Origin of the sequence: Vibrio xiamenensis, from assembly GCF_900100015.1 — a bacterium.
GTDB lineage: Bacteria > Pseudomonadota > Gammaproteobacteria > Enterobacterales > Vibrionaceae > Vibrio > Vibrio xiamenensis.
In genome coordinates, this window is record NZ_FNDD01000006.1 from 69,127 (window position 1) to 91,751 (window position 22,625).

The 22,625-nt window shown below is 46.5% G+C and carries 21 protein-coding genes; 11 read left to right on the forward strand and 10 right to left on the reverse strand.

Annotation, left to right across the window (positions count from 1 at the left end):
• Positions 1 to 39 precede the first annotated feature (39 nt).
• From BLS03_RS06835 to BLS03_RS06845, 3 genes are all read right to left on the reverse strand, one after another.
• Positions 40 to 537, reverse strand: coding sequence for a DUF1097 domain-containing protein (locus BLS03_RS06835; RefSeq protein WP_093271382.1), 498 nt, complete (start codon positions 535 to 537; stop codon positions 40 to 42).
• A 221-nt stretch (positions 538 to 758) separates the two neighbouring features.
• On the reverse strand, positions 759 to 1,328 hold the full coding sequence (locus BLS03_RS06840) for a YceI family protein (RefSeq protein WP_093271385.1): 570 nt from the start codon (positions 1,326 to 1,328) through the stop codon (positions 759 to 761).
• Positions 1,325 to 1,864, reverse strand: coding sequence for a cytochrome b (locus BLS03_RS06845; protein ID WP_093271387.1), 540 nt, complete (start codon positions 1,862 to 1,864; stop codon positions 1,325 to 1,327). Before BLS03_RS06845 ends, BLS03_RS06840 begins: the two co-directional genes overlap by 4 nt.
• 558 nt (positions 1,865 to 2,422) lie before the next feature.
• Between BLS03_RS06845 and BLS03_RS06850 the strand changes: the two genes are divergently transcribed.
• The 4 genes from BLS03_RS06850 (at position 2,423) to dcuC (ending at position 6,544) form a co-directional block, all read left to right on the forward strand.
• Positions 2,423 to 3,061: a hypothetical protein gene (locus BLS03_RS06850; RefSeq protein ID WP_093271390.1), complete on the forward strand. Its 639-nt coding sequence runs from the start codon at positions 2,423 to 2,425 to the stop codon at positions 3,059 to 3,061.
• A gap of 69 nt (positions 3,062 to 3,130) precedes the next feature.
• Complete coding sequence (locus BLS03_RS06855; RefSeq protein WP_093271392.1) at positions 3,131 to 3,922, forward strand: lipase family protein; 792 nt, start codon at positions 3,131 to 3,133, stop codon at positions 3,920 to 3,922.
• Between the two features lie 307 nt (positions 3,923 to 4,229).
• A complete protein-coding gene (locus BLS03_RS06860) occupies positions 4,230 to 5,024 on the forward strand; it encodes an EAL domain-containing protein (protein ID WP_093271395.1) in 795 nt (264 codons plus the stop codon).
• Positions 5,025 to 5,176: 152 nt separating this feature from the next.
• Positions 5,177 to 6,544: an anaerobic C4-dicarboxylate transporter DcuC gene (gene dcuC / locus BLS03_RS06865; RefSeq protein ID WP_093271397.1), complete on the forward strand. Its 1,368-nt coding sequence runs from the start codon at positions 5,177 to 5,179 to the stop codon at positions 6,542 to 6,544.
• Between the two features lie 109 nt (positions 6,545 to 6,653).
• Here the strand turns inward: dcuC and BLS03_RS06870 are convergent, their stop codons facing one another.
• On the reverse strand, positions 6,654 to 7,286 hold the full coding sequence (locus tag BLS03_RS06870) for a response regulator (protein ID WP_176765540.1): 633 nt from the start codon (positions 7,284 to 7,286) through the stop codon (positions 6,654 to 6,656).
• Between the two features lie 4 nt (positions 7,287 to 7,290).
• Positions 7,291 to 9,009, reverse strand: coding sequence for a nitrate/nitrite two-component system sensor histidine kinase NarQ (gene narQ, locus BLS03_RS06875; protein ID WP_093271400.1), 1,719 nt, complete (start codon positions 9,007 to 9,009; stop codon positions 7,291 to 7,293).
• 242 nt (positions 9,010 to 9,251) lie between these two features.
• On the opposite strand from narQ, the gene napF reads away from it, so the two are divergent.
• The 6 genes from napF to BLS03_RS06905 all read left to right on the forward strand — a co-directional run bounded on the left by napF (position 9,252) and on the right by BLS03_RS06905 (position 13,825).
• Positions 9,252 to 9,731, forward strand: coding sequence for a ferredoxin-type protein NapF (gene napF, locus BLS03_RS06880; protein ID WP_093271403.1), 480 nt, complete (start codon positions 9,252 to 9,254; stop codon positions 9,729 to 9,731).
• A gap of 10 nt (positions 9,732 to 9,741) precedes the next feature.
• Entirely contained in the window at positions 9,742 to 10,050 is a 309-nt protein-coding gene (locus BLS03_RS06885; RefSeq protein WP_093271405.1) for a chaperone NapD, read from the forward strand.
• Positions 10,047 to 12,542, forward strand: coding sequence for a periplasmic nitrate reductase subunit alpha (napA, locus tag BLS03_RS06890; RefSeq protein ID WP_093271408.1), 2,496 nt, complete (start codon positions 10,047 to 10,049; stop codon positions 12,540 to 12,542). Before BLS03_RS06885 ends, napA begins: the two co-directional genes overlap by 4 nt.
• Positions 12,543 to 12,613: 71 nt before the next feature.
• Positions 12,614 to 13,069 carry a nitrate reductase cytochrome c-type subunit gene (locus BLS03_RS06895; protein ID WP_093271629.1) on the forward strand — a complete coding sequence of 152 codons (456 nt, stop codon included), beginning with the start codon at positions 12,614 to 12,616 and terminating at the stop codon, positions 13,067 to 13,069.
• A 33-nt stretch (positions 13,070 to 13,102) separates the two neighbouring features.
• The gene (locus tag BLS03_RS06900) at positions 13,103 to 13,678 is read left to right on the forward strand and encodes a NapC/NirT family cytochrome c (protein ID WP_093271410.1); all 576 of its coding nucleotides are present in this window, start codon (positions 13,103 to 13,105) and stop codon (positions 13,676 to 13,678) included.
• Positions 13,679 to 13,690: 12 nt separating this feature from the next.
• Positions 13,691 to 13,825: a TIGR02808 family protein gene (locus BLS03_RS06905; RefSeq protein WP_093271413.1), complete on the forward strand. Its 135-nt coding sequence runs from the start codon at positions 13,691 to 13,693 to the stop codon at positions 13,823 to 13,825.
• A 109-nt stretch (positions 13,826 to 13,934) separates the two neighbouring features.
• On the opposite strand, the gene BLS03_RS06910 is transcribed toward BLS03_RS06905, so the two are convergent.
• The 5 genes from BLS03_RS06910 to BLS03_RS06930 form a co-directional block, all read right to left on the reverse strand.
• A complete protein-coding gene (locus BLS03_RS06910) occupies positions 13,935 to 15,848 on the reverse strand; it encodes a methyl-accepting chemotaxis protein (protein WP_093271416.1) in 1,914 nt (637 codons plus the stop codon).
• Between the two features lie 299 nt (positions 15,849 to 16,147).
• Positions 16,148 to 17,164, reverse strand: a complete 1,017-nt coding sequence (galE, locus tag BLS03_RS06915; protein WP_093271418.1) for a UDP-glucose 4-epimerase GalE — start codon at positions 17,162 to 17,164, stop codon at positions 16,148 to 16,150.
• A 90-nt stretch (positions 17,165 to 17,254) separates the two neighbouring features.
• Positions 17,255 to 19,207: a sensor domain-containing diguanylate cyclase gene (locus BLS03_RS06920; RefSeq protein ID WP_093271420.1), complete on the reverse strand. Its 1,953-nt coding sequence runs from the start codon at positions 19,205 to 19,207 to the stop codon at positions 17,255 to 17,257.
• Positions 19,207 to 19,689, reverse strand: coding sequence for a YfiR family protein (locus BLS03_RS06925; RefSeq protein ID WP_093271423.1), 483 nt, complete (start codon positions 19,687 to 19,689; stop codon positions 19,207 to 19,209). Before BLS03_RS06925 ends, BLS03_RS06920 begins: the two co-directional genes overlap by 1 nt.
• Complete coding sequence (locus tag BLS03_RS06930) at positions 19,679 to 21,709, reverse strand: TonB-dependent receptor plug domain-containing protein (RefSeq protein WP_093271425.1); 2,031 nt, start codon at positions 21,707 to 21,709, stop codon at positions 19,679 to 19,681. Before BLS03_RS06930 ends, BLS03_RS06925 begins: the two co-directional genes overlap by 11 nt.
• A gap of 155 nt (positions 21,710 to 21,864) precedes the next feature.
• Here BLS03_RS06930 and BLS03_RS06935 point away from each other — a divergent pair, with 155 nt between their 5' ends.
• Positions 21,865 to 22,605, forward strand: coding sequence for a 5-oxoprolinase subunit PxpA (locus BLS03_RS06935; RefSeq protein ID WP_093271428.1), 741 nt, complete (start codon positions 21,865 to 21,867; stop codon positions 22,603 to 22,605).
• The last annotated feature ends 20 nt before the right edge of the window (positions 22,606 to 22,625 follow it).

Consider the following 22,625-nt stretch of genomic DNA (forward strand, 5'->3'; position numbering starts at 1 on the left):
GCGACAAGCTTGGCTAATATTGAATACGTAATATTTGGACTAAGAGCGACTTGATTCGACGCCTGGCTCTGAATTTTGAAGCTCGATTCGATTTTGCCGTTTTGCCAACCATAGCCCCGAGCTTTTCATTAAATACCCAAACACGCCACCAAATAGCAGTGAAGGTATCACCAGTTGCCAATCACCATTGGCTGCAAAGGTGGCGCAGCAGCCGACAAATGTGCCTGGAATGTAGCTGAGCCAAGCTTTTTTAGCTTGAATGCACATTAAGAATGACACCACTCCGGTGATGGCGTAAGCGGCAATTTCAACAGAAGCAAACTCGGAGCAGTACAGAATAGCCATCGCCCAACCTACCCCGGTTAGGTTCGTCACTAAGCTGTCACGCAATCCTTTCAGACCATCACGTGGCGAAGCAAAATAGCTGGTACAGCCGAGAAAACCTGCCCATGAAAGTAGCCCAAGTGACACTGCAATCCAGCCCCAAAGACCAGAAAGTAAACCTGTGGTAATTGCTATTGCAGTAAGAGTTGTCATATCGCCTCGTTGGGTTTTGTCAGCTGGCGCTGAAAAATCAAAACGAGATATTAGCGATCTGGATAAATTAATCTAGTGATATAAATCACGAAATATATGTATGAATAAAATTTGTTTTCAGTAAATCGTGACGCAATTGATAAAATAAGCGAGGCACATAAAGATCAAATTGCATATAACATCAAGCCTTCATCTGCCGATGAAGGCTTGACCGGATTCAACTACTGCTTAACCCCTTCGACATACAATTCCATGTCAGCGTAGGTGGTTGCCCCCATCACTTGGATACCAAAATCTTTCAGTTGCAAACGTGTGGTTCCTGAAAAGCCAGCGCGCTCTCCGCCCCACGGGTCTTTACCTGCACCGATAAACTGCGCGTCGATCGTGATAGGTTTAGTCACACCGTGTAAAGTAAGGTCGCCGTCAATCGCGAGCTGGCCGTCGCCCTTTTCGGTCACTTTGGTGCTGTTAAACGTAGCGGTGGAAAATTTGCTAGCATTGATGAAATCGCCACTGCGAATATGTTTGTCACGCTCAGCGTGATTCGAGTCAAGGCTTGTGGTATCGATGGTTACCGAGACTTTAGATGCAGTGACGTTTTGCGGATCATACGAAAATTTGCCGTCAAAGGTATTGAACCGCCCTTTAATAAAACCATAGCCCAGATGGCTGACTTTAAAGTTTACCGAAGCATGTGCGCCTTTGGTATCGATGACATAATCGGCGGCGTTTACGCTCAAAGGCATCACAGATGCCATGGTTAAACCAAGTGCCAATAACGTTTTTTTCATTTTGAAGCTCCTAACATTTTACGTAGCGTATTGTCTTTATTAATGAAGTGGTGCTTAAACGCGGCAAGTGCGTGTAGCGCTGCTAATCCAATCAAACTCCACGCCGCATAGGTATGCACTACGCCCGCTTTGTCTGACTGCCCCTCAAACAGCGCCCCTGCACCGGGAACCGAAAACCAATTGAACACATCAATACTGCGCCCGTCCTCGGTTGAAATGAGATACCCAGAAATAAACAGTGTGATAAGCAATAGGTAGATAACCACATGTGCAAACGGCGCAAGACGTTTTTCTATCGCACTACCCTCGACATCCGGTGACGGTGTTACATGCTTCCATAGCAATCGAAAAACCGTCACTAAACACAGTAAAATGCCAATTGATTTATGCCAATGCGGTGCAGTTTGATACCAACTGCTGTAATAACTTAAATCCACCATCCACAATCCAACCGCAAACATACCGATAATCACTGCCGCCGAAATCCAATGAATGAACCGCGCGGTGGCGTTATAGTGTTGTACTTGCTGATCCATGTTTGCCCTCAAAACTTAATTGGCGTTTCGCCTATCATCAATCAGATTACCGTATGATGATATCGATTACGCTGCGAATAATTACTGTTTAACAATTTGGTGACAGCTAACACTGTAGCGAAGTTGTTCAAGATGTTCGAAAAATTCGAAGGAACTTATTTAAACTTTGCAAACGAGGTCGAATTAAAGGCCGTTTTGGCTTAGTAACATACACTAAATCCTATGCATCTCACCCATCATAAATCATAGTAACATTATGTTTTTACGACATTATTAAGTAAAATATTGGGTCATAAACTGCAGTTGGATAATTTCGCCAACGGCGCGAATCAATCACCACTTCATTTCCTCGTTAAGCCAGAAACTCAAGCGTAATATCACCGCTAAGACAGACCGAGAATGTGTAACAAAAATTTGCAAGCTAAACTAAAATGCTTGGCGGCCATAGATTGAAAAGAGGTAAAGATCATGAACTTGCCAATATTCAATAGGGCTTTTTGCGGTTTGTGGTAGTCTTACTCGGTTTTGATGTATTGCGTTTTGATAAGGAGAATCTGATTGTTACTGGACGTGCTAATTCAGAGTGTGAATGAATTTCAAGCAGACTGCATGAAACTTTGTGAAAAGCACTATCCGACCATTCACAACAAAGGAATGAGTGAGCAGCATTTAGGTATTGCCTTTGCACGTCGCCTATCCCGAACTCTGAATGAATTCGGCCACCAATGCGAATATCAATTTATCGAAATCCTCACTTCAAACGCTGACAATCCGCATCATTTTCGTGTCAGCTCGGATATCGGCACGGTTTGGATTTTGACTGGTCATCTGGTAAATGCCAACGCCACGTATCGTAACAAATTACTCAAGGCCGTTGCGGCTTGGCAGAATGAGTATAGCTTTGCAATTCAACCCAATGATTTACTGCTATTGCTTAGTGACCATTGGATCACGCGCAGCAAGCAAAGCCGAGAGCTACTGCATTGGTGGACTGGCCGACTACCAGACGAAATTGATGAATACAATGCCCAAGGCATCAGTTTGTATGAAAGTGACTCACACTTGTCCAACACACTTGAGGCTCAGTTTGGCCTTTGTCCTTACTACGTGAAATTTACCCATCCGCTAAAACGTTCTAACAATCAGCAGTTGGTTCGCAAATACATTCAGCTCTATTCGGTTGTTCAACTGAGCTAATTAAGCTGTCATGAATGGTTCATTATTGTGTCTTAGTCTTAGAGACAACCATTCTTTGCAACTGTGTCTGTGAAAAAACTCAAACGTTATCAATATGAACGTTACGCCGTTTTGTGTAACCTCGCCTACAAACGTGTGCTAAAGCAAACTCGCTATGGTTTTGCCCCTAATGGCCAACGTGTGATTGCCAATCGCTTTGGCCAACCTATGATGCGAGTACTATGGGGGCATCAGAGCGATGAAGTGATTGTGGTGATCAAAGGGTCTCACAATTTATGGGACTGGCTACTTAATTTAAGAATTTGGTTTCGCTCCTGCCGCGAATTAGGGCTTGAATACTCAATTCACAGCGGCTATTACCGACTTATCAATCAGGAAAGCATGCCCAAACATAAGCAGGATCATCTGGGTGCTAGCGTCTACCAGCAGTTGATGGATGTATTGGTGCCACTGATTATTAACGGCAACAAACGCATTACCTTCACTGGTCACTCTTCGGGCGGCGCCGTCGCCTGCGTGCTTGCTGATGCTGTAGAAAAACAATACCCAAAATCGATAAAACGGGTCGTTACGTTTGGTCAACCTGCAATCGGCGGATGGTTAATGATGAGGCGCTATCAACTTGCGCATAAAACCTACCGAATATGCTGTGATTTAGACATTGTGACCTTTTTGCCACCACTGCCGTTTATCTACTGGCACGTAGGCAAAATTCTGTGGCTGTACAACGGCAGAATTTATGAAAACACGTCAACGCTCGTGCGTTTTGGCCGCTCTATAACCTCATGGTTAATACGTCCTTTCTCTTATCATTTAATGAGTAAATACATACGAAATAAAGATTTTTTTGATGAACGCTGATCTATTTATTAAAACGTGCGCCATAACATAGTTCACTCGCCTTCCACTCCACCTGTTACATACTTTATGTGCCATAAATCATACGGAATACATAACGGTATATTTGAGTTAATACTTTAGTTTATTCCGTCGCCTTTAATGGGTAACAGGCTTTATTTGTTGATCTCTATTCAAATCAGGCATCTATATTGACAATAAACATTGCTGAGTTAACAGCTTGAGTGTCATCCAATTGACATAAAAACCCCATTGTCAATAAAATGTCAGAAAAAAGTAATAACGGTTACCTTGAACCAGTGGAGTCTCTATGGCGATTTATGATGTCGGTCAATTTGCACAGTGGCTTGATATAAATAACAACTTACAATTCGTCGCCCACTACAAAGATTGGGAGCTTACCAGCGTCTTCCAACCAATTTTTGACAAGCTCAATACCGTCGTTGGCACTGAAGCATTAGTGCGTATTGATAATCTCGACGGTCAACGCATCAGCCCTGAAACCTTTTTCTATACAGACTTCAGCAGCGAAGAAGACAAAATCAACGTTGAACGTTTGAGCCAAGTGATTCACTTACGTAATTTTTCGCTGTCCAAATATCGTGAGCTAAAGCTATTTCTCAACGTTAACCCTTCGATTCATACCCGCTACTCAAATACACAGATGAGCCGTGAGCATTTGGCGCGCGGCCTCCGTAGTTTGCATCTTCGCAGCGATCAGTTGGTTATGGAAGTGGTTGAATGCGACACCAATGATGAGCGCCAACTGCAAATCGCTATGCACAATTTGAGTGATCACGGCGTAAAAATTGCCGTCGACGATTATGGTCATCAGGCTTCCAACCAACGCCGAGTCGAGATGTTGCGCCCTGCAATCATGAAGCTCGACCGCAGTTTAATGCTCGAGTATATGGACGGCAGAGAATATCGTCTATTGGATGGCATTCGACTTGCTCGCCGAGTGGGTGCGCAGACCGTGATTGAAGGCATCGAAACTGAGCAGCAATATCTTGCAATGCACGCATTGGATATCGATATGTTCCAAGGCTATTACCTCGCTATGCCCGAAGCGGCACCATCAAGAATTTTTGTTGAGGCGAGTTAAACCAATGCGCAGCGCGATTCTCCCCCCCTATTCACGTATCCCATGTCTTAAATCTTACTCCCTACGTTAATTCTCGTTCTAGAGATGGCATTTATGCGCATGCTTTGTCTATTCAAACTCTGATTTATTTCAACGGTTTCGAGGACGTAGCTATGTTAGAACTGCTTATTGGCATTGTCGTCACACTGGCGGTCGGTGTTTTCATTGTCAAAGGTTATCGCCCCTCCGGTGTACTTTTGAGCGCGGGTATTTTACTGCTGATCATCACCGGTCTCATAGGCCGCAGCGTACTCCCCAAGGAAGTCACAAGCACGGGCAACATCATTACTGATGCATTGGAATTTGTGAAATACATGCTGCAAAATCGCGGCGGCGGACTAGGGATGCAGATTATGCTGCTGTGCGGGTTTGCCAATTACATGACCCAAATCGGTGCCAATAATGTGGTCGTTAAACAGTTCTCAAAACCGCTTTCGGTGATTAAATCGCCTTATGTTTTGCTCGTTGCTGCCTACATCGTCGCGTGTTTGATGTCACTTGCGGTCAGTTCAGCGACAGGTCTTGGCGTACTGTTAATGGCGACCTTATTTCCAATGATGACGGCCATGGGCATTTCGCGGCCCGCCGCCGTCGCGGTATGCGCTTCACCTGCGGCGATTATTCTTTCCCCGACCTCTGGCGACGTGGTGATCGCCGCGGAAAAATCTGGTCTAGCATTGGATGTATTTTCAGTGCAAACCGTACTACCGGTTTCCATAAGCGCCATTATCGTGATGGCCATTGCAACGTTTTTCTGGAACCGATTTTTAGATAAGCGCGAGCACACGCCAATGGAACGGGTTGACGCCGAGCACATGCAAGTAAATGCGCCAAGCTACTACGTGATTCTGCCATTTTTGCCGATCATCGGCGTGTTCGTTTTTAACGGCCGTACTATTCCCGCCGTGCAGCTCGATATCTACACCATCGTTGTACTGTCGATTTTTGTTGGTGCGCTGGTGGATTACCTGAGTAAGCGACTCAATGGTCGCCGCACTTTAGAAGATTTGGAGTCCTGCTACGAAGGCATGGCAGATGCCTTTAAAGGTGTGGTGATGTTACTGGTTGCCGCCGGTGTGTTTGCGCAAGGCTTGATGTCGATTGGCGCGATAGACAACTTGCTTCATCTCGCCGAAAGCGCTGGCGCTGGCGGCGTTGAACTGATGCTGATTTTAACCGTGCTCACAATAGCTGCAGCGATCGCCACCGGTTCTGGCAACGCGCCCTTTTATGCGTTTGTTGAACTGGCACCGCAATTAGCTGGAAAACTCGGTGTTAACCCGGCATTTTTAATCATCCCGATGCTGCAAGCATCGAATTTAGGGCGCACCATTTCACCAGTATCCGGCGTGGTGGTCGCCACCGCCGGCATGGCAAATATCGGACCTTTTGAAGTGGTAAAAAGAACCTCAGTCCCGGTCATTTGCGGCATTTTGACGGTGATTATTGGCACCATGATTTTGGTACCGATGGATAGCTGATAGCCCCTATACATATGAAAAAGCTAAACATGAAAACGCTAAATACGAAAAAAGGCGCTCAGCGCCTTTTATTATCTAACGAAGTGAACAAGGTGAACCATGGTATTTATTACTTGCTGTCACCGTAGCGTTCAAGGTACAACACCGTTGCCGCGGTGCGCGATGGTACGCAAAGTTTTTTTAGCAGACTTTTCATATGCACTTTAACCGTCGACTCAGAAATAAATAATCGATCGGCGATTTGTTTATTACGATAGCCGCGCGCCACTTCTTTTAGGATCTGCAACTCACGCTCGGTGAGGTCTGAAAACACATCGTGCTGATGACTGCGGGTTAACATATAGCGCGCAACTTCTCGGCTATAAGCTTTATCACCATTGAGTGAACCACGTAGCAAACGCACCAGCTCTTCTGGCTCGGTATCTTTGAGCAAATAGCCATCCGCGCCGGCTTGAACAATGGCTTCGATATCGGCAGGGCTGTCCGATACGGTTAGAATGACGACTTTGGCATCACAACCGTCGGTACGCAGGGCTTTTAATGTATCAAGCCCAGACATGCCTTTCATATTTAAGTCCAGTAAGACCAAATCTGGCGCCAACTCATGGTTTTTCGCTACGGCATCACTGCCGTTACTGACATCCGCTATCACTTCAAAATCGCGCTCAAAGCTGAGCAGTTGGTGAATACCCCGTCTCATGAGCGGATGGTCATCAACCAATAAAACTCGACACACTGACACTGTATTATTCCTTTACTCTTGGGTAAGTTAATACGATTTCACACCCTTGATTGGGCGAAGAATGCACGGTGAGAACCCCGTTTAAACGCGACGCACGTTCTTGCATAATACTCATACCGTAATGATCTTGTTTGGTTTGCGGATCATCAAAACCAATTCCATCGTCTTTCACTCGAATCGTCACTTCACCAGCTTGCTCATAACAACGCACATCGATATTTGACGCTTGAGCGTGTTTAATTGCGTTGATGGTTGCCTCACGAATCAATTGCAACAAATGCACTTGTTGATGAGCATCAAGTTCAATCGACGACAGTTCATTCTCAAGACGAATCACCACTGCCGATTGCTCTTCGAGCTGTTTTAACATTTCGCTCAGTGCTGCGCCAAAACTGCCTTCTTTTATGGTTAATCGAAACGTCGTTAACAGCTCACGTAATTGGGTATATGCCGAAGACAGCCCAGTATCGAGTTCGCTGATCACTTGCTGAGTTTTTAATACACCGACACTGGGTTCAATCTCTGAAATCTGCCTTTTAAGCAGCGACATCTGAATTTTTAAATAAGATAACGACTGTGCAAGCGAGTCATGTAGCTCACGTGCAATAGTGGCGCGCTCTTCCATTAACAGTAGCTGGCTGGCCTGCTGCTGAGCGTGATTATAATAGATAGCTCGCGACAAAATATGGACAAAGTTGTCGATTAAGCCTAAATCGGCGCACGGCAATCCCGCTCGCCAATATAACGAGCCGAGCGGTTGATCATCCAAAGTTAATGGAATTACGTGACACTGTGACAAAAAATCATCCTTTGCGGCGTCGTCACCCTGGTACAACAGCAGTGATTTTTCGCCAGGATTATCAATTTCAAGCCTTGCTGCTTCAACCCCTTCAAGGCTCACCAACTGCTTTAAAATCGCTTGAAAATTTTCAGCGGTGATCACCGATGCAGTCAGTTCTTGGGAAGAGCGATACAAGACTTCCAACGACTGATTCGCCACCTGCAAGCGATGAGTTTTCTCATTAACTGCCTGCTCCAAGCCTTTGTAGAGCTTGCCTAAGTCATGGGCCATATGATTAAAGGTACGAGTCAAAATACCCAGCTCGTTTTGCTTGCCAACATTCAATTCAACATCAAACGAACGTGATTGGATCTGTTCACTGGCGCCCACCAGCGCGTGCAGAGGTCGAACAATTTCTTTACGCGTAAAACGCACCACAAATACGCTAATCAGTAAAATGCCGCCAAGCCCCATGCCTCCGACCCAAGCGAGCTTGATAAGCTTTTGTTCAGAAAATCGCTGCAACTTAAAAACAAAGCCATCAACTTGTTGGACGAAGCCTGCAACGAGGTCTAGATACTGAGACTTTTGCTCGCTTTGAAGCACACCTTTTAAGCTTTGCCAGCGTTTGATTAAGGCATCGTAATCTTGGGTGATGTCTTTTGGCACATACCAGGCCGATAAAGACTGCATTGAGGGCGATAAAATTGACGATTCAAATAACTCAATATGATGGGACAATTCGGGAAAATCGCTTTTGACATCATAGGCTAAGCGATAACTTTGCATTCGCATCGAACCCGCGACATTGACCGCCTCTGCATCGCTTAAACTGGATGACAACGTAAAAATGGCGAAACCCGTAGTTGCGACAGATAGCAGCAAAATCAGCAGTAAGGATGACGCAATGGTTTTGGTCACCGACTTCTTTTTGCTCTGCAAATTGAATCCCTCAAAACATAAAACGTGTTGCCAACTATCTCGCTAACACATTGATATCACAATATGTGAGAAGTCTTGAATCGATTTATTGATCTAAAACAAGACCCCCCCTGTTTACCCCTTAGGGGGTATTTATCCACTTTACGCAAAAACTACAATTTCATCAGTGCGGTCAGGCACGAATTAGAAATAACGACAACTATATCAATATATACGAAAACAACCGATTCGGTAGGTGGCATGTGGTTGATAACACAAGACGACGCCTGTTTGGTAAGCACGCGTTAAATCATGCAGATAACCCATTACCGTGGCTAAAGCAGCCACAGCAGTTTACTGAGCAATGTACACGCTGTGGGCGTTGTGTGAGCGCTTGCGAAACCCAAGTCATCATCAAAGGTGACGGCGGATTCCCTTGCCTTGACTTTTCGAAGGCGGAATGCAGCTTCTGTTACCGCTGTGCCGCCGCCTGCCCTGAAGCGCTTTTTTTAAACCAAGACCATTTGCCTTGGCATGCCAAAGCGAATGTCGAGTCGAACTGCTTAGCGCAGCGTAATGTCGATTGTCGCAGCTGCGGCGATAGCTGCGATGAAATGGCGATTCACTTTAAGCTTGCGATTGGGCACGTTGCGACGCCTAACATTGACGAACAATCATGCTCTGGCTGCGGTGCCTGTGTATCGGTATGTCCGGTTCAAGCAATAAACATCCACCATCGATAGAGAGACCTTTATGGCGCTAAACGAAGTACATATTTCCAGCTTAGTGGTTCACGTACTGCCCGAGCATTTAAATGTGGTCAAAGCGCAAATCGAGCAATTCGACAACGCGGAAATTTATGCTGACAGCCCTGAGGGCAAAATTGTCGTGGTACTGGAAACCGCACATCAAGGTTTCATCACCGACACTATCGATGCTATTAACCAACTGCCAAATGTGCTCAGCACTGTGTTGGTTTACCACCAAATCGAAACTGAGCAATCGTTGCAAGAATCAAATCTCCCTAAAACCACCAACTCCCAAGTAGAGGGTGACGTATGAAAATGACCAGACGAGCGTTTGTGAAAGCAAACGCAGCCGCATCCGCTGCCGCAGTTGCCGGGATTACCCTTCCCGCTGGCGCAGCTAACCTGATCACGACATCAGATCAAACCGCCATCACTTGGGATAAAGCGCCATGCCGTTTTTGCGGCACAGGCTGCTCGGTTTTGGTCGGTACCCAAAACGGCCGTATTGTCGCCACCCAAGGTGATCCTGAAGCGCCAGTGAATAAAGGGTTAAACTGTATCAAAGGTTATTTCCTGTCGAAGATCATGTACGGAAAAGACAGACTGACCAAGCCATTATTGAGAATGAAAAATGGCGAATACCACAAAGACGGTGAATTTACCCCAGTATCTTGGGACACGGCCTTTGATGTGATGGCTGAGAAATGGAAAGCATCGCTGGCAAACAAAGGCCCAACCAGCGTGGGTATGTTTGGCTCTGGCCAATGGACCGTCATGGAAGGCTACGCTGCATCGAAATTAATGAAAGCAGGCTTTCGCTCAAATAATATCGACCCAAATGCACGTCACTGCATGGCATCTGCCGTCGTGGGCTTTATGCGCACCTTTGGTGTCGACGAACCAATGGGCTGTTACGATGACTTTGAGCACGCTGATGCCTTCGTATTGTGGGGCTCAAACATGGCAGAAATGCACCCAGTGCTCTGGACGCGTATTACTGACCGCCGCTTGAGCCACGAACATGTCAAAGTCAATGTGCTTTCGACGTACTACCACCGCTCATTTGAGCTCGCAGACCACGGCTATATTTTCCATCCGCAATCGGATTTGGCGATCGCCAACTTTATTGCTAACTACATCATTCAAAATGACGCGGTTAACTGGGACTTTGTTAATAAACACACTCACTTTAAACAAGCGGCAACCGACATTGGTTACGGTTTGCGTGATGAACATCCGCTGCAGCAGAGCGCAAAAAATGCCAACTCTGGCGACATGAGTGATATCGACTTTGAGGCGTACAAAGCATCCGTTGCCGATTATACCGCGGAAAAAGCCTCACAAATGTCCGGTGTTTCGGTTGAAAAGCTGATTACTCTGGCGAAGCAATACGCGGATCCAAACACCAAAGTCATGTCGCTTTGGACCATGGGTATGAACCAACACACCCGCGGCGTTTGGATGCAAAGCTTGGTGTATAACCTGCACTTGCTGACCGGCAAAATTTCAACGCCGGGCAACAGTCCGTTTTCACTGACGGGCCAACCTTCTGCCTGTGGTACCGCACGTGAAGTCGGCACCTTTGCCCATCGCTTGCCTGCAGACATGGTAGTGGCGAATCCGAAACATCGCGCTATTGCCGAAAAAATTTGGCGACTGCCACAAGGCACGATTCCACCGAAACCTGGATTCCACGCGGTATTACAAGATCGCATGCTAAATGACGGTGTGCTCAATTGTTACTGGGTGCAATGTAATAACAACATGCAAGCAGGGCCAAACATCAACAATGAACGTTTGCCTGGTTACCGTAATCCAGACAACTTTATCACCGTCTCTGACCCTTACCCGACCGTCACCGCGCAAGCTGCGGATCTTATTTTGCCAACCGCAATGTGGGTTGAAAAAGAAGGCGCTTACGGCAATGCAGAAAGGCGTACTCAGGCTTGGTATCAACAGGTTAAAACCGTTGGTGATGCCAAATCTGATTTATGGCAGCTGATGGAGTTTTCAAAACGCTTCAAAGTTGAAGAAGTATGGCCCGAAGAACTGATTGCCCAGATGCCTCAGTACCGAGGAAAAACCGTGTATGACGTGCTGTACAAAAATGGCCAGGTTGACCAATTCCCAATTGAGCAATCTCGAGAACTGAATGACGACGCCCACCACTTTGGCTTTTACGTTCATAAAGGGCTATTTGAAGAGTATGCCGAATTTGGTCGCGGACACGGTCACGACCTAGCGCCATACGACACTTACCACCAAGTACGTGGATTGCGCTGGCCTGTTGTGGATGGCAAAGAGACACTTTGGCGCTACAAAGAAGGCAGCGATCCATACGCGAAGAAAGGCTCTGGCTGGGATTTTTACGGCAAACCCGATGGCAAAGCGTGGATCATTTCCGCGCCGTACGAAGCGCCACCAGAAGTACCTAATGAAGAATACGACTTATGGCTGTGTACTGGACGCGTACTTGAGCATTGGCACACTGGCACCATGACGCGCCGCGTACCAGAGCTTTATAAAGCCTTCTCTGATGCTGTGTGCTTTATGCATCACGAAGATGCCAAAGCGCGAGGCTTACGCCGCGGAGATGAAGTGTTGATCGCCAATCAACGCGGCGAAGTGCGCGCGCGCGTCGAAACTCGAGGCCGTAATAAGCCACCGCGCGGGTTAGTGTTTGTTCCGTTTTTCGATGCACGAATTCTGATCAACAAGTTGATTTTGGACGCGACCGATCCGTTGTCGAAGCAGACCGATTTTAAAAAGTGCCCAGTCAAAATCACTAAGGTGACGGAAGCTTAATCAACGCTGACAGCACCGTTTATCTCGGTGCTGCCAAGGCAAATAACCCAGCCGCAAGGCGGAGAATGAAAATGAAGAAGTTATTGGTTGCAATATTGTCGATTGGCGCAGTCATCACCGGGATTGCAAATGCCGAGCTCGATAATCCAGGCGGCGTGGGCGGTCTAAAATCGCTACGCGGTGATACGCCTATCGAAGAGACTCGTCCAAGCGACACGATGAAAAAATACCCACGCGAACAGGTCATTGATAGCAATTACGTGTATCAGCCACCACTTATTCCACACAACATTCGCAATTATGAAGTATCGCTGAATGCCAACAAGTGTCTTTCTTGCCATAGTTGGAAAAACGCCAAACAGATGGGGGCAACAAAGATCAGTGTCACTCACTTTATGAACCGCGAAGATGCGGTGCTGGCAGATGTGTCACCTCGTCGTTACTTCTGTCTGCAGTGCCATGCCCCTCAAGCGAACGCAAAACCATTAGTGGAAAATGAGTTCGAAAGCGTCGACTCACTGCGTTAAAACCGCGCTTAGCTTGTAACATAGAGACGAATTATGAAAATACTCAAAGCGTTTTGGTCGCGACTCACCAAACCAAGTAAAGCGGCAATGGGGATAGTGCTGTTTATGGGCTTTGCCGGCGGTTTACTGTTCTGGGGGGCATTCAATACAGGGATGGAAGCCACCAACACCGAAGAGTTTTGCGCAGGCTGCCATGCCCCGATCGTGGCAGAAATTCAAGAAACGGTGCACTACTCTAACCGCTCTGGTGTTCGCGCGATTTGTTCTGACTGTCATGTACCCCATGAGTGGACCGACAAAATCGTGCGTAAAGTTCAAGCATCGAAAGAGCTGCTGTTCCACTTTATGGGCACTATTGATACACCAGAAAAGTTTCAGGCTCGCCGCTCCCACCTCGCCGAACGAGAATGGGCAAGGCTTAAGAAAAACGACTCTCTCGAGTGTCGTAACTGCCATCAATTTGAATATATGGACTTTTCTGAACAAAGCCAGCGCAGCGCTAAGCAGCACTCAACCGCATTGGCCTCTGGCGAAAAAACCTGTGTCGATTGTCATAAAGGCATTGCGCACAACTTACCGGACATGCATGGCGTCGAAGGTTGGCAATAAGGAGTTAACGAAATGAGTACGTTAGAATCCGTGATCTGGCATATTTTGGGTTACAGTGCGATGCCAGTCATCATTCTTGGTGGTTTTACAGCCGTGGCGATTTTATCCGTTTGGCTGCTATCACTGACCTCAGATAAATCTCAGTGATGTCGAGTATCACGCGCACAACAGATTTCTATTCATAGCCCTATTTTTCTTTCAGATACAAAAACGGCTGCCAAGGCAGCCGTTTTTGTATGTCCATTTAAAAGTGCGGTTACACTTTGTAATGCGCGAGTTTATCGGATAAGTCTTCGGCCATGATTGCCAAACGACGACACGCTTCATAGGTTTGCTCTGCGTAATTGGCGCTTTGCGAACCCACATCTTTGATCCCTTCAATGCTTTCGCTGACTTCCTCACACGCTTGGTGTTGCTGAGTGGCGGCGCTGGCGATATCCGTGTTGCGATCAGTGATATTACGCACCGCCGCAAGCACTTCTTGTAACGCCTCACCCGCCACTTTGGCATGCTCGAGATTATTCAGTGCCACTTTGCGGTTTTCTTCCATCTGCTTGCTGGCTTCTTTACCACTGCTTTGCAAGCGCTCAACGGTACTGCGAATTTCTTCAGTCGAGACCTGAGTTCGACTCGCAAGTGAGCGCACTTCGTCAGCAACCACTGCGAAACCTCGGCCCTGCTCACCTGCGCGCGCCGCCTCGATTGCCGCGTTAAGCGCTAATAAGTTAGTTTGGTCAGCAATATCACTGATGACGCTAAGAACGCTACTGATGGTGGTACTGGCATCGACAAGTTCTTGTACCACGGTACTTGATGTTTCGATGGCCGAGGCTTGTTGCTCAATATTGGTAATGGTGGTTTTGAGCGTAGTGCCGACCTTAGACACTTGTTCATTCGCAGTATGACCAAAAGATTCCGCTTCTGTGGTATTGCGTGACACTTCGTGAGCAGAGACCGACATTTCGTGGGTAGCAGAAGCGACCTGCTCGGTTTTAAGGCTCTGTGCCCGCGCTGATTCACTAGAGTTAGTCGCCAATTGAGAAAGTTCCCCAACCGCGCTATACACATCGCTTGCCGATAGCTTCGCCTGTTTGATGGTGTCATGAATTCTGTCAAGCAGTGCATTGAAACCTTGTGCCATCATGCCCAGCTCATCATTGTTTTTGTGTTCAAAACGCTGGGTCAAATCACCTTCACCTTCTGCGATATCATTGATCGCTTTGACATACGTGGCCAAAGGTCGACCCACCAGCCTTTGAACCAATAGTGAAATGACCAAAATGACCAACAGTCCAAAGCCAATCACAGTGAAGACACTTTCAACCGCAGAGGTTGTGATCATGCCATTCACTTCATCGTTCGACGCAGCGACAACGATTTGATAACCCCATAAATCGTAACTGGTTTTGGTTATTGTCCAATCTGAGCTTTGCATCGCTTTCTCGACCTGCTCTGGGCTGACATTGTTTGAGTGCATACGCAAATTGCCTTTGCCATCAAACAGCGCTACAAAGCCAGAATCTAGAATTTTCGAAGTCGCAATCGAACTCTGTAATTCGCCCAAATCGGCAGAATAGCCAACATACCAAATGCCTATGGTCCCACTACTGCCTTGAATAGGTGCGTAACCTGCTAGATAAGGCTTGCCGAGAATGTCCACTTCTCCGTAATAGGCATTACCCTGTTGAATCGCTTTCATCGCTTTGCCGTCCGGTGAAAGCTTGGTACCAATTGCCCGTTTTCCGTCGCGTTTCACGTTGGTTGAAACACGAACATAATCACTGCCATCACGGCTAAATAAGGTTGCGGTACCGCCAGCAAGATCCGTCACACCATCAACTAAATCGTAGTTATTGGCCTGCGCACTTGACCCGAGCAACAAGTTTGGCGCCGATGATGCACCAACGTCGACGCGTTCGCCTTGACTTGCTTCACCGATCGCATTTCCGCGCTGTTGCAGCAATTTCATGCCACTTTTAACCCGCTCTAACATGATGGAGTTGGTGACATTTAGCAGCCTGACGATATCACTAGTGACATCTTGTGTTTGCAGTTGAACTTGTTTATCGATTTCACTAATTCGCGTATAGACCTGCGCTGAGGCCAACACCACTGCAAGTATAAAGATTAAAGTAGACAACGCGACGATAAACTTCCGATTGATACTCATATAGATTTTATCCTTTGCTGACAACGGAAAAACGCTCAGTGGGTTACAAACAGTTGGCGTTAATTCCGCACTCCAGTCGTTGCTTGAAAATTTCAGTACAGCTGACAAATAGATCTCTAAGCTCTAGCGGCTTTGAATAGGATATGAACACCGTACGGTGTGCTTCCGTCTACATATGAATATAGTCGTTACTCACAAAAGAGACATCAAAATAACAAGTTACGTGAATATATATTCCAAATATTAAAAAAAGCCGCCAAAATTGGCAGCTTTTTATAAATGAAGCTTAATTTTTCAAATTAGCTTTCAGGGTAACCTTGTGGGTTGTTCGATTGCCAGCGCCATGTGTCCGCTGTCATCTCGTTAAGGCTACGTGTTGCCTGCCATTCCAACTCACGCATCGCTTTCGCCGGATCGGCCCAGCATTCCGCAATGTCGCCAGGACGACGATCAACCAGTTGATATGGCACTTCTTTACCACAAGCGGCTTCAAACGCTTTGACCATTTCAAGCACGCTGTAGCCGTTACCTGTACCTAGGTTATAAACGTGCAAGCCTTGTTTGGTTCCAACTTTCTTAAGCGCTGCGACATGACCATCTGATAAGTCCATCACATGAATGTAATCACGCACCCCGGTGCCATCTTTGGTTGGATAATCATGACCAAATACCGACAGGAACTCGCGGCGGCCCACCGCCACTTGCGAGACAAACGGCATAAGGTTATTTGGAATGCCTTGCGGATCTTCGCCCAGTTCACCACTTGGGTGCGAACCCACTGGATTAAAGTAACGCAGCAGCGTGATGCTCCAATCCGGATTGGCTTTTTGAAAATCGGTCAAGCACTCTTCAACCATCAATTTACTGCGACCGTAAGGGTTCGTCGCACTGGTTGGAAAATCTTCAGTGATTGGCACAGATGCAGGGTCGCCATATACGGTCGCCGACGAGCTAAAAACTAACGTTTTTACGCCGCTATCACGCATCGCGTCAACCAAGACTAAAGTGCCGTTGACATTGTTATCATAGTATTCAAGCGGCTTTTGGACCGATTCACCGACCGCTTTTAAGCCAGCAAAATGAATTACCGCTTCGATGTTATGTGCTTTCATCGCTTCAACAAGAAGCGACTTATCACGAATATCACCTTCAATGAACGCAGGTCTTACGCCCGACACTTTTTCAATGCGGTCTAACACCGTGGATTTACTGTTATATAAGTTGTCCAAAATGACCGGCGTCATCCCAGCCTCAATCATTTGGATGCAGGTATGGCTACCGATGTAACCCATTCCGCCAGTCACTAAAACGTTCATGATTCCTAACCTTTACTGTAAATTTCTAACTATGCTACTGAGTTACAATGCAAAAATATAGACTAACTTTTGAGACAAACAGCCAAGTGCTTAGGTCATCACCACTCGACCTTTACCCGAGCTTTTAGCTTTGTACATCGCAGTGTCGGCGGATTTCAAAATGCTATCAAGTGATTCATCTTTACCTTGGATCGGGTGCACACCGACGCTGGCGCCGACGTTAAGAATTTGACCTTTATACACTACGTCTTGATTAATGAGACCAATCAAACGGTTGCCAAGCGCTTCTGCATCACCTGGTTCTGAGGAGCGAATAAGCACCACGAATTCGTCACCCGATAAACGCGCGACCAAGTCAATCGAGCGCACTTGCGACAAGAGCCGCTCCGCCACCTGTTTAAGCACTTCATCGCCCGCATCATGACCGTAGGTATCATTGACCTCTTTAAATCCGTCGAGATCGATATACAAAAGCGCAGCGCCATTGAGGTAAGCGTCGGAATCGAGTAAGTCGTCGAGCACGCGGTAGAGATGCGCACGGTTTGCAAGCCCTGTCAGTGAATCATGGTGGGCAAGATAATCAAGTCGCTCCATCTCTTTGATGTTGGATAGATCCGATAAGATGTACACCAAGTCATACCCCGGTTCACCATCCAGTTTCTGAATACAACTGACTTTGACAAACATCGGCACCATGTGGCCGTCAACGTGTTTTTCCCAAATCTCGCCCTGCCATTGACCGTAGCTAAATACCGTCTCTTTGATAGTCGGCATATACGCCGCGAATTGTTGCCAATCCAAAATATCTTCAGGCTTGTTGTCCATCAGCAAATCTTGAGAATACCCCAGCAAGTTGGTCACGGCAGGGTTAACCATGGTGATATAACCTTGGTGGTCGACCACCATCAAGCCGTCGTGGCTGTTCTCAAACACACCTGCCGCTAAGCGCTGACGTCCCTGCGCAGCTTCCATTTCGGTAATATCTTGAATGGCAAACAGCATCTGCTCAGCCTTTGATAATGCCGTGCACGTGATTTGCAGCAATTGCGGCTGATTAAACGCATCTTTTATCCATAAGTTGCGATCAAAAAACTCCGACTTTTGGCGAAATGCTTGGTTAAACAGCGCATCTTGGGTGTGAATGATGTCGGTAATGTTGGCATTTTTTAAGTAAGCATGAGTGCACTTGAAAATGTCGCATGCCGCTTTATTAAAATGCACCACGCTGCCGTCACCATCAACCACGATAAGCGCATGCTGAACCGTCTCAACCACCTCATTGGCGAACGCTTTTTCTTCTTCGAGTTTATCTAGTGTGTAAGAAACTTGTTTATCGCGCTGTTTCAAGCGCTCAATCATGGTATTGAAGGCATCGACCAAGTCGCCGATTTCATCATTTGCAGCGGGGGCAATTCGACACTGTTGATTACGGCTGATAAACCCGCGCATCCCTTGATTGAGCGAGAAAACCGGCACGATAATGAATTTTTGAATCGTCAGATATAAAATGGTTGCCGCGACCACCAACAACGAAAAATAGATCAAGGCGTTATTGAGCGCCTTTTCATATAACTCATTGAGCGACGATTTCGAGATGGTCACCCTTAACCGAGCAATCACATCATTTTCAACTTTCACTGGGATCTTGAGAAAAATGTGGCTATTGGCAAACGCATAGCTTTGGCTATCGATTTGTTGCTGCTGACTAACGGTTGGGATCGGTGCATTCACCCCTTCTCGCTCATACATCGCGAAAAGCTGACCTTCTTTGGTGTAGAGCTTGACGCGCAATACTTCGGAGTCAGCGGAAAATGCCGACAACACTTCGTTCGCCGCCAAGCTATCATTAAAAATGATCGCGGCTTGTAAGTTATATGCCACGCCGTTTGCTAGCACCGAAACCCGCCCTAACAGATTCTCTTTTTGGGTTTCGTAAGCGAGGAAAAAACTATACAGCTGTGACACCACAAAAATCAAAGTGGTAAAAAAGATGATCGGTAACATCAATTTGGTTTTAAGAGAGATAGACCCACTCGATTTCATCATTGACCACCTTCGATTTTCGCTAAGCGTAAAAGGTTAGATGAAATGGTGTAATCTCCAATATTATCGATGTTGATCCTAGGTTTGATACGTCCGCCTTCTTTGTACAGCTCAATCACTCCGCCATAACGTGTAAATCGCTCCAGATCACCGATGGTGACAGTGTGCGCACTCGCAGACGATACATAGTGAAGATTTTCCTTGTGAGAGATAAACACGATATCACAATGATTCTCACGAATCTGTAAAGGAAGATGGCGTATCGTCTGCCCTGAGACAATTGATTGTAAAATCTGTTTAATTTCTGGATTGTCAGGCAAACAAAAATCCACTGAATGCATTTGTTGCTCATTATTCCAATAAATGAAATTGGCAATTCGAAACAAATATACGGCTTTCACTTGGTCGGGCGTGTACGCACAACGAGCTCCAAATGAAGACAACGTCAGGCAGCAAACAAGGCCAAACGCTCTAAAATGCATAAGAAACCCTCAGATAACTCGATTGATAAGTGGCAAATTGCTGATAAGCATCTTGGTAATAACCTGAATGGTGACCAATATCTTTGAAAATCAGTTCGACTTGTGGCCAATCGTGACGCTGCTGCCAAGCAAGACGTGCATTGAAGCTGATGTAATCGGGTACCGAGTAATTGAAGTCGGTTGGGTAGCGAATGCGCTGGCCTTTGGCACTCACATCTAACTGCCATTGTGGCGTTATGTTCCAAAGCGTTTGCACACTCAAGTTTTGCTGACTCTCAATAGAATACGTCTGGTCAGACTCGATCGCCTGCATTCCCCCAAGACGTCGATAATCGTCAGCGTGTAAAAAACTGTAATTAGTATAAAGACTTAAATCTTGAGTCAACTGCCATTTCGCCGCCCATTCAAAACCGTAGGATTCCACCGAATATTGATCGCTGGTTTGATAGAGATAGCTATTGGCGTAGCCATCGATGTCACCGGTATAGGCAGAGCCACGTACATTGCTATAGCTGCTGAAAAACAGCGTACTATCAAACTGAAGTGCGTCACTTGCGTATCGGTGCCCAATTTCACTGGTTATCACCCGCTCGGTGTCCATATTGCTATTACCCATTTCAACGATCAAAGCAGGATCTTCTGTGTCACTGCCTCTGGTGGCCAAAAAATATAGGCTGTTGCGATCAAGATAAGAAGGGGCGGTAACTGAACGAGCGATGCCTACCCAAAGTGAGTTTACGTTGTCATCAAAGCGGTATAAGGCGCGAAGTTGCGGCGATAACTCAAGCTCGCTCGCGAGCTCAAAATACTCAAGCTTGACACCTGCCAGTAATTTCCAGTTCGATGTCAGCCATTTCTCACTTTGTAAATACACATTACTCACTCCATCTTGAGCATGGGACAAGTTATAGATGCGATGGTTACTCGGGTATTCATACAAACTGTATTGGCCGGTGTAGGTCGCGAAGTCGATATCATAGAGACGGTAAGCTCCGCCATAACTGATGACCAATTCGTCACTGGGTCGATATACAAAATTACTCTCGAGATTGTAATCGGTATAACTGGCAGGTGCGTCAAAGCGTTGGTCATGATCATGCTGCACCCAAACACCGTAGTTGGCTTTTAAATTCAAGCTTAAAGCGTGATCATAGGTAAAATGCACGTATGCGCTGCGATTATTCACGATACCCGAATCGGCCTCAACGCCGGTGATCGTCCCAGTGGTTTGGTCAATATTATATTTGGGAAAGTCTAAGCGATAATGACTTTGATTGGCTCCAAAGCGCAGGGTCCAACTATCGCTCTCCTGCTGAGACTCCAGCACGATACCGGCAACATCTCTGCGCCACCAATTTTGGTAGTCACCTTTGGTGGTGTTTTTTTCATTACGCTGTTTGTAAAATGCGCGGCCATACACGCCATCACTCAACTTTAATCCACTGCGAACATTGGCTATCACTTCGCCATTTTTATCAACCGTCATTGCCAGCAAATTCGACTGTGTTTTATCTGCGGATTTGGTAATGATATTGACCACGCCATTGACTGCATTGCCCCCCCACATGGTGCCTCCAGGCCCGCGCAGCACTTCAATTCGCTCAATATCGTCAAGAATGTAGTCGACATCGGCCCAATACACACCGCCATAGACTGGGCTATTTAAGCTGCGACCATCGAGCAGAACCAACATTTTGTTGTAAAGTCCATCGTGGAAACCACGGATGGATACGGTTTGCTCGGTATCAGAAAAATTGCTGACATTGATGCCCGGCACCAACGAAAGAAGTTCAGAAATTGAGCGGGCGCCACTGCGTTTGATACGCTCTTGCGTAATCACATAGACGGAGGAAGGAATATCAGTTAGTTTTTGCGTAAAGCGAGACGCCGTTTTCATCTCAGTTTCCAGCATCGACAATTCTTCTAATGTCATCGACATTAGATGCTGAAGGTCATCAGTCGCATGCACTGCGCCAGTGACTAAAACCAAAGATGTTAAAATATAACGACGTCGTTTCATCAAATGGAACCATATTCATATAATGAATCATTATTCCATTCGAATATATAAATGTATATAAATGATAAGGTTGGATAAGTTTATTGGTCGTAAAGGATGAAATAGATCACTTTTTTGACTTAGCTTCCAACTTTCCCGCATCAAGGAATTAATCAATGGCGCAGCGAAAAATCAGTTTAAATTGCGATATGGGTGAAAGCTTTGGCGCTTGGACAATGGGCAATGACAGTAAAGCCATGCCCGTTATTGACATGGCCAATATCGCTTGCGGCTTTCATGCTTCCGATCCTATGGTGATGAGTCATACGGTAGCTTTAGCGCTTCAACACGACGTAGAGATAGGCGCGCACCCAAGCTACCCAGATCTTCAAGGGTTTGGTCGCCGACATATGCGCCTCGCCGCCGAAGAAATTACCCAACTTATCATCTATCAAGTTGGCGCCCTTAAGGCCATTTGTGAAAGCCAAAATACCGAGCTTCGCTACGTCAAACCTCACGGTGCGTTGTACAACGATATGATGCGCGATATGTCAGTGTTTGAGTCGGTCACCGATGCGGTATCGTGTTTTAATATTCCGCTGATGGTGCTTGCCCAGCCCGATAACCAGCCCCTTCTCGATATCGCTGACCGCTACGAACTGCCGTTGTTGTTTGAGGCATTTGCCGATCGAGCGTATCTCGAAAATGGCGAACTTGCGCCACGTTCAATGCCGGGTGCGGTTTTAAAAGACGAAGACGATATCCTCAATCAGGTTTATCAATTGGTTCATTTTGGTAAAGTAAAAACTCTTGATGGCGCTCAACTGGCGATAGAGGCCGACACCATTTGTGTCCACGGTGATAATTTGCATGCCATAGATATGATTCACCGTATTCGCCGAGTATTAGAAGTGTAGCGCGTTACCTCCCCGACTCC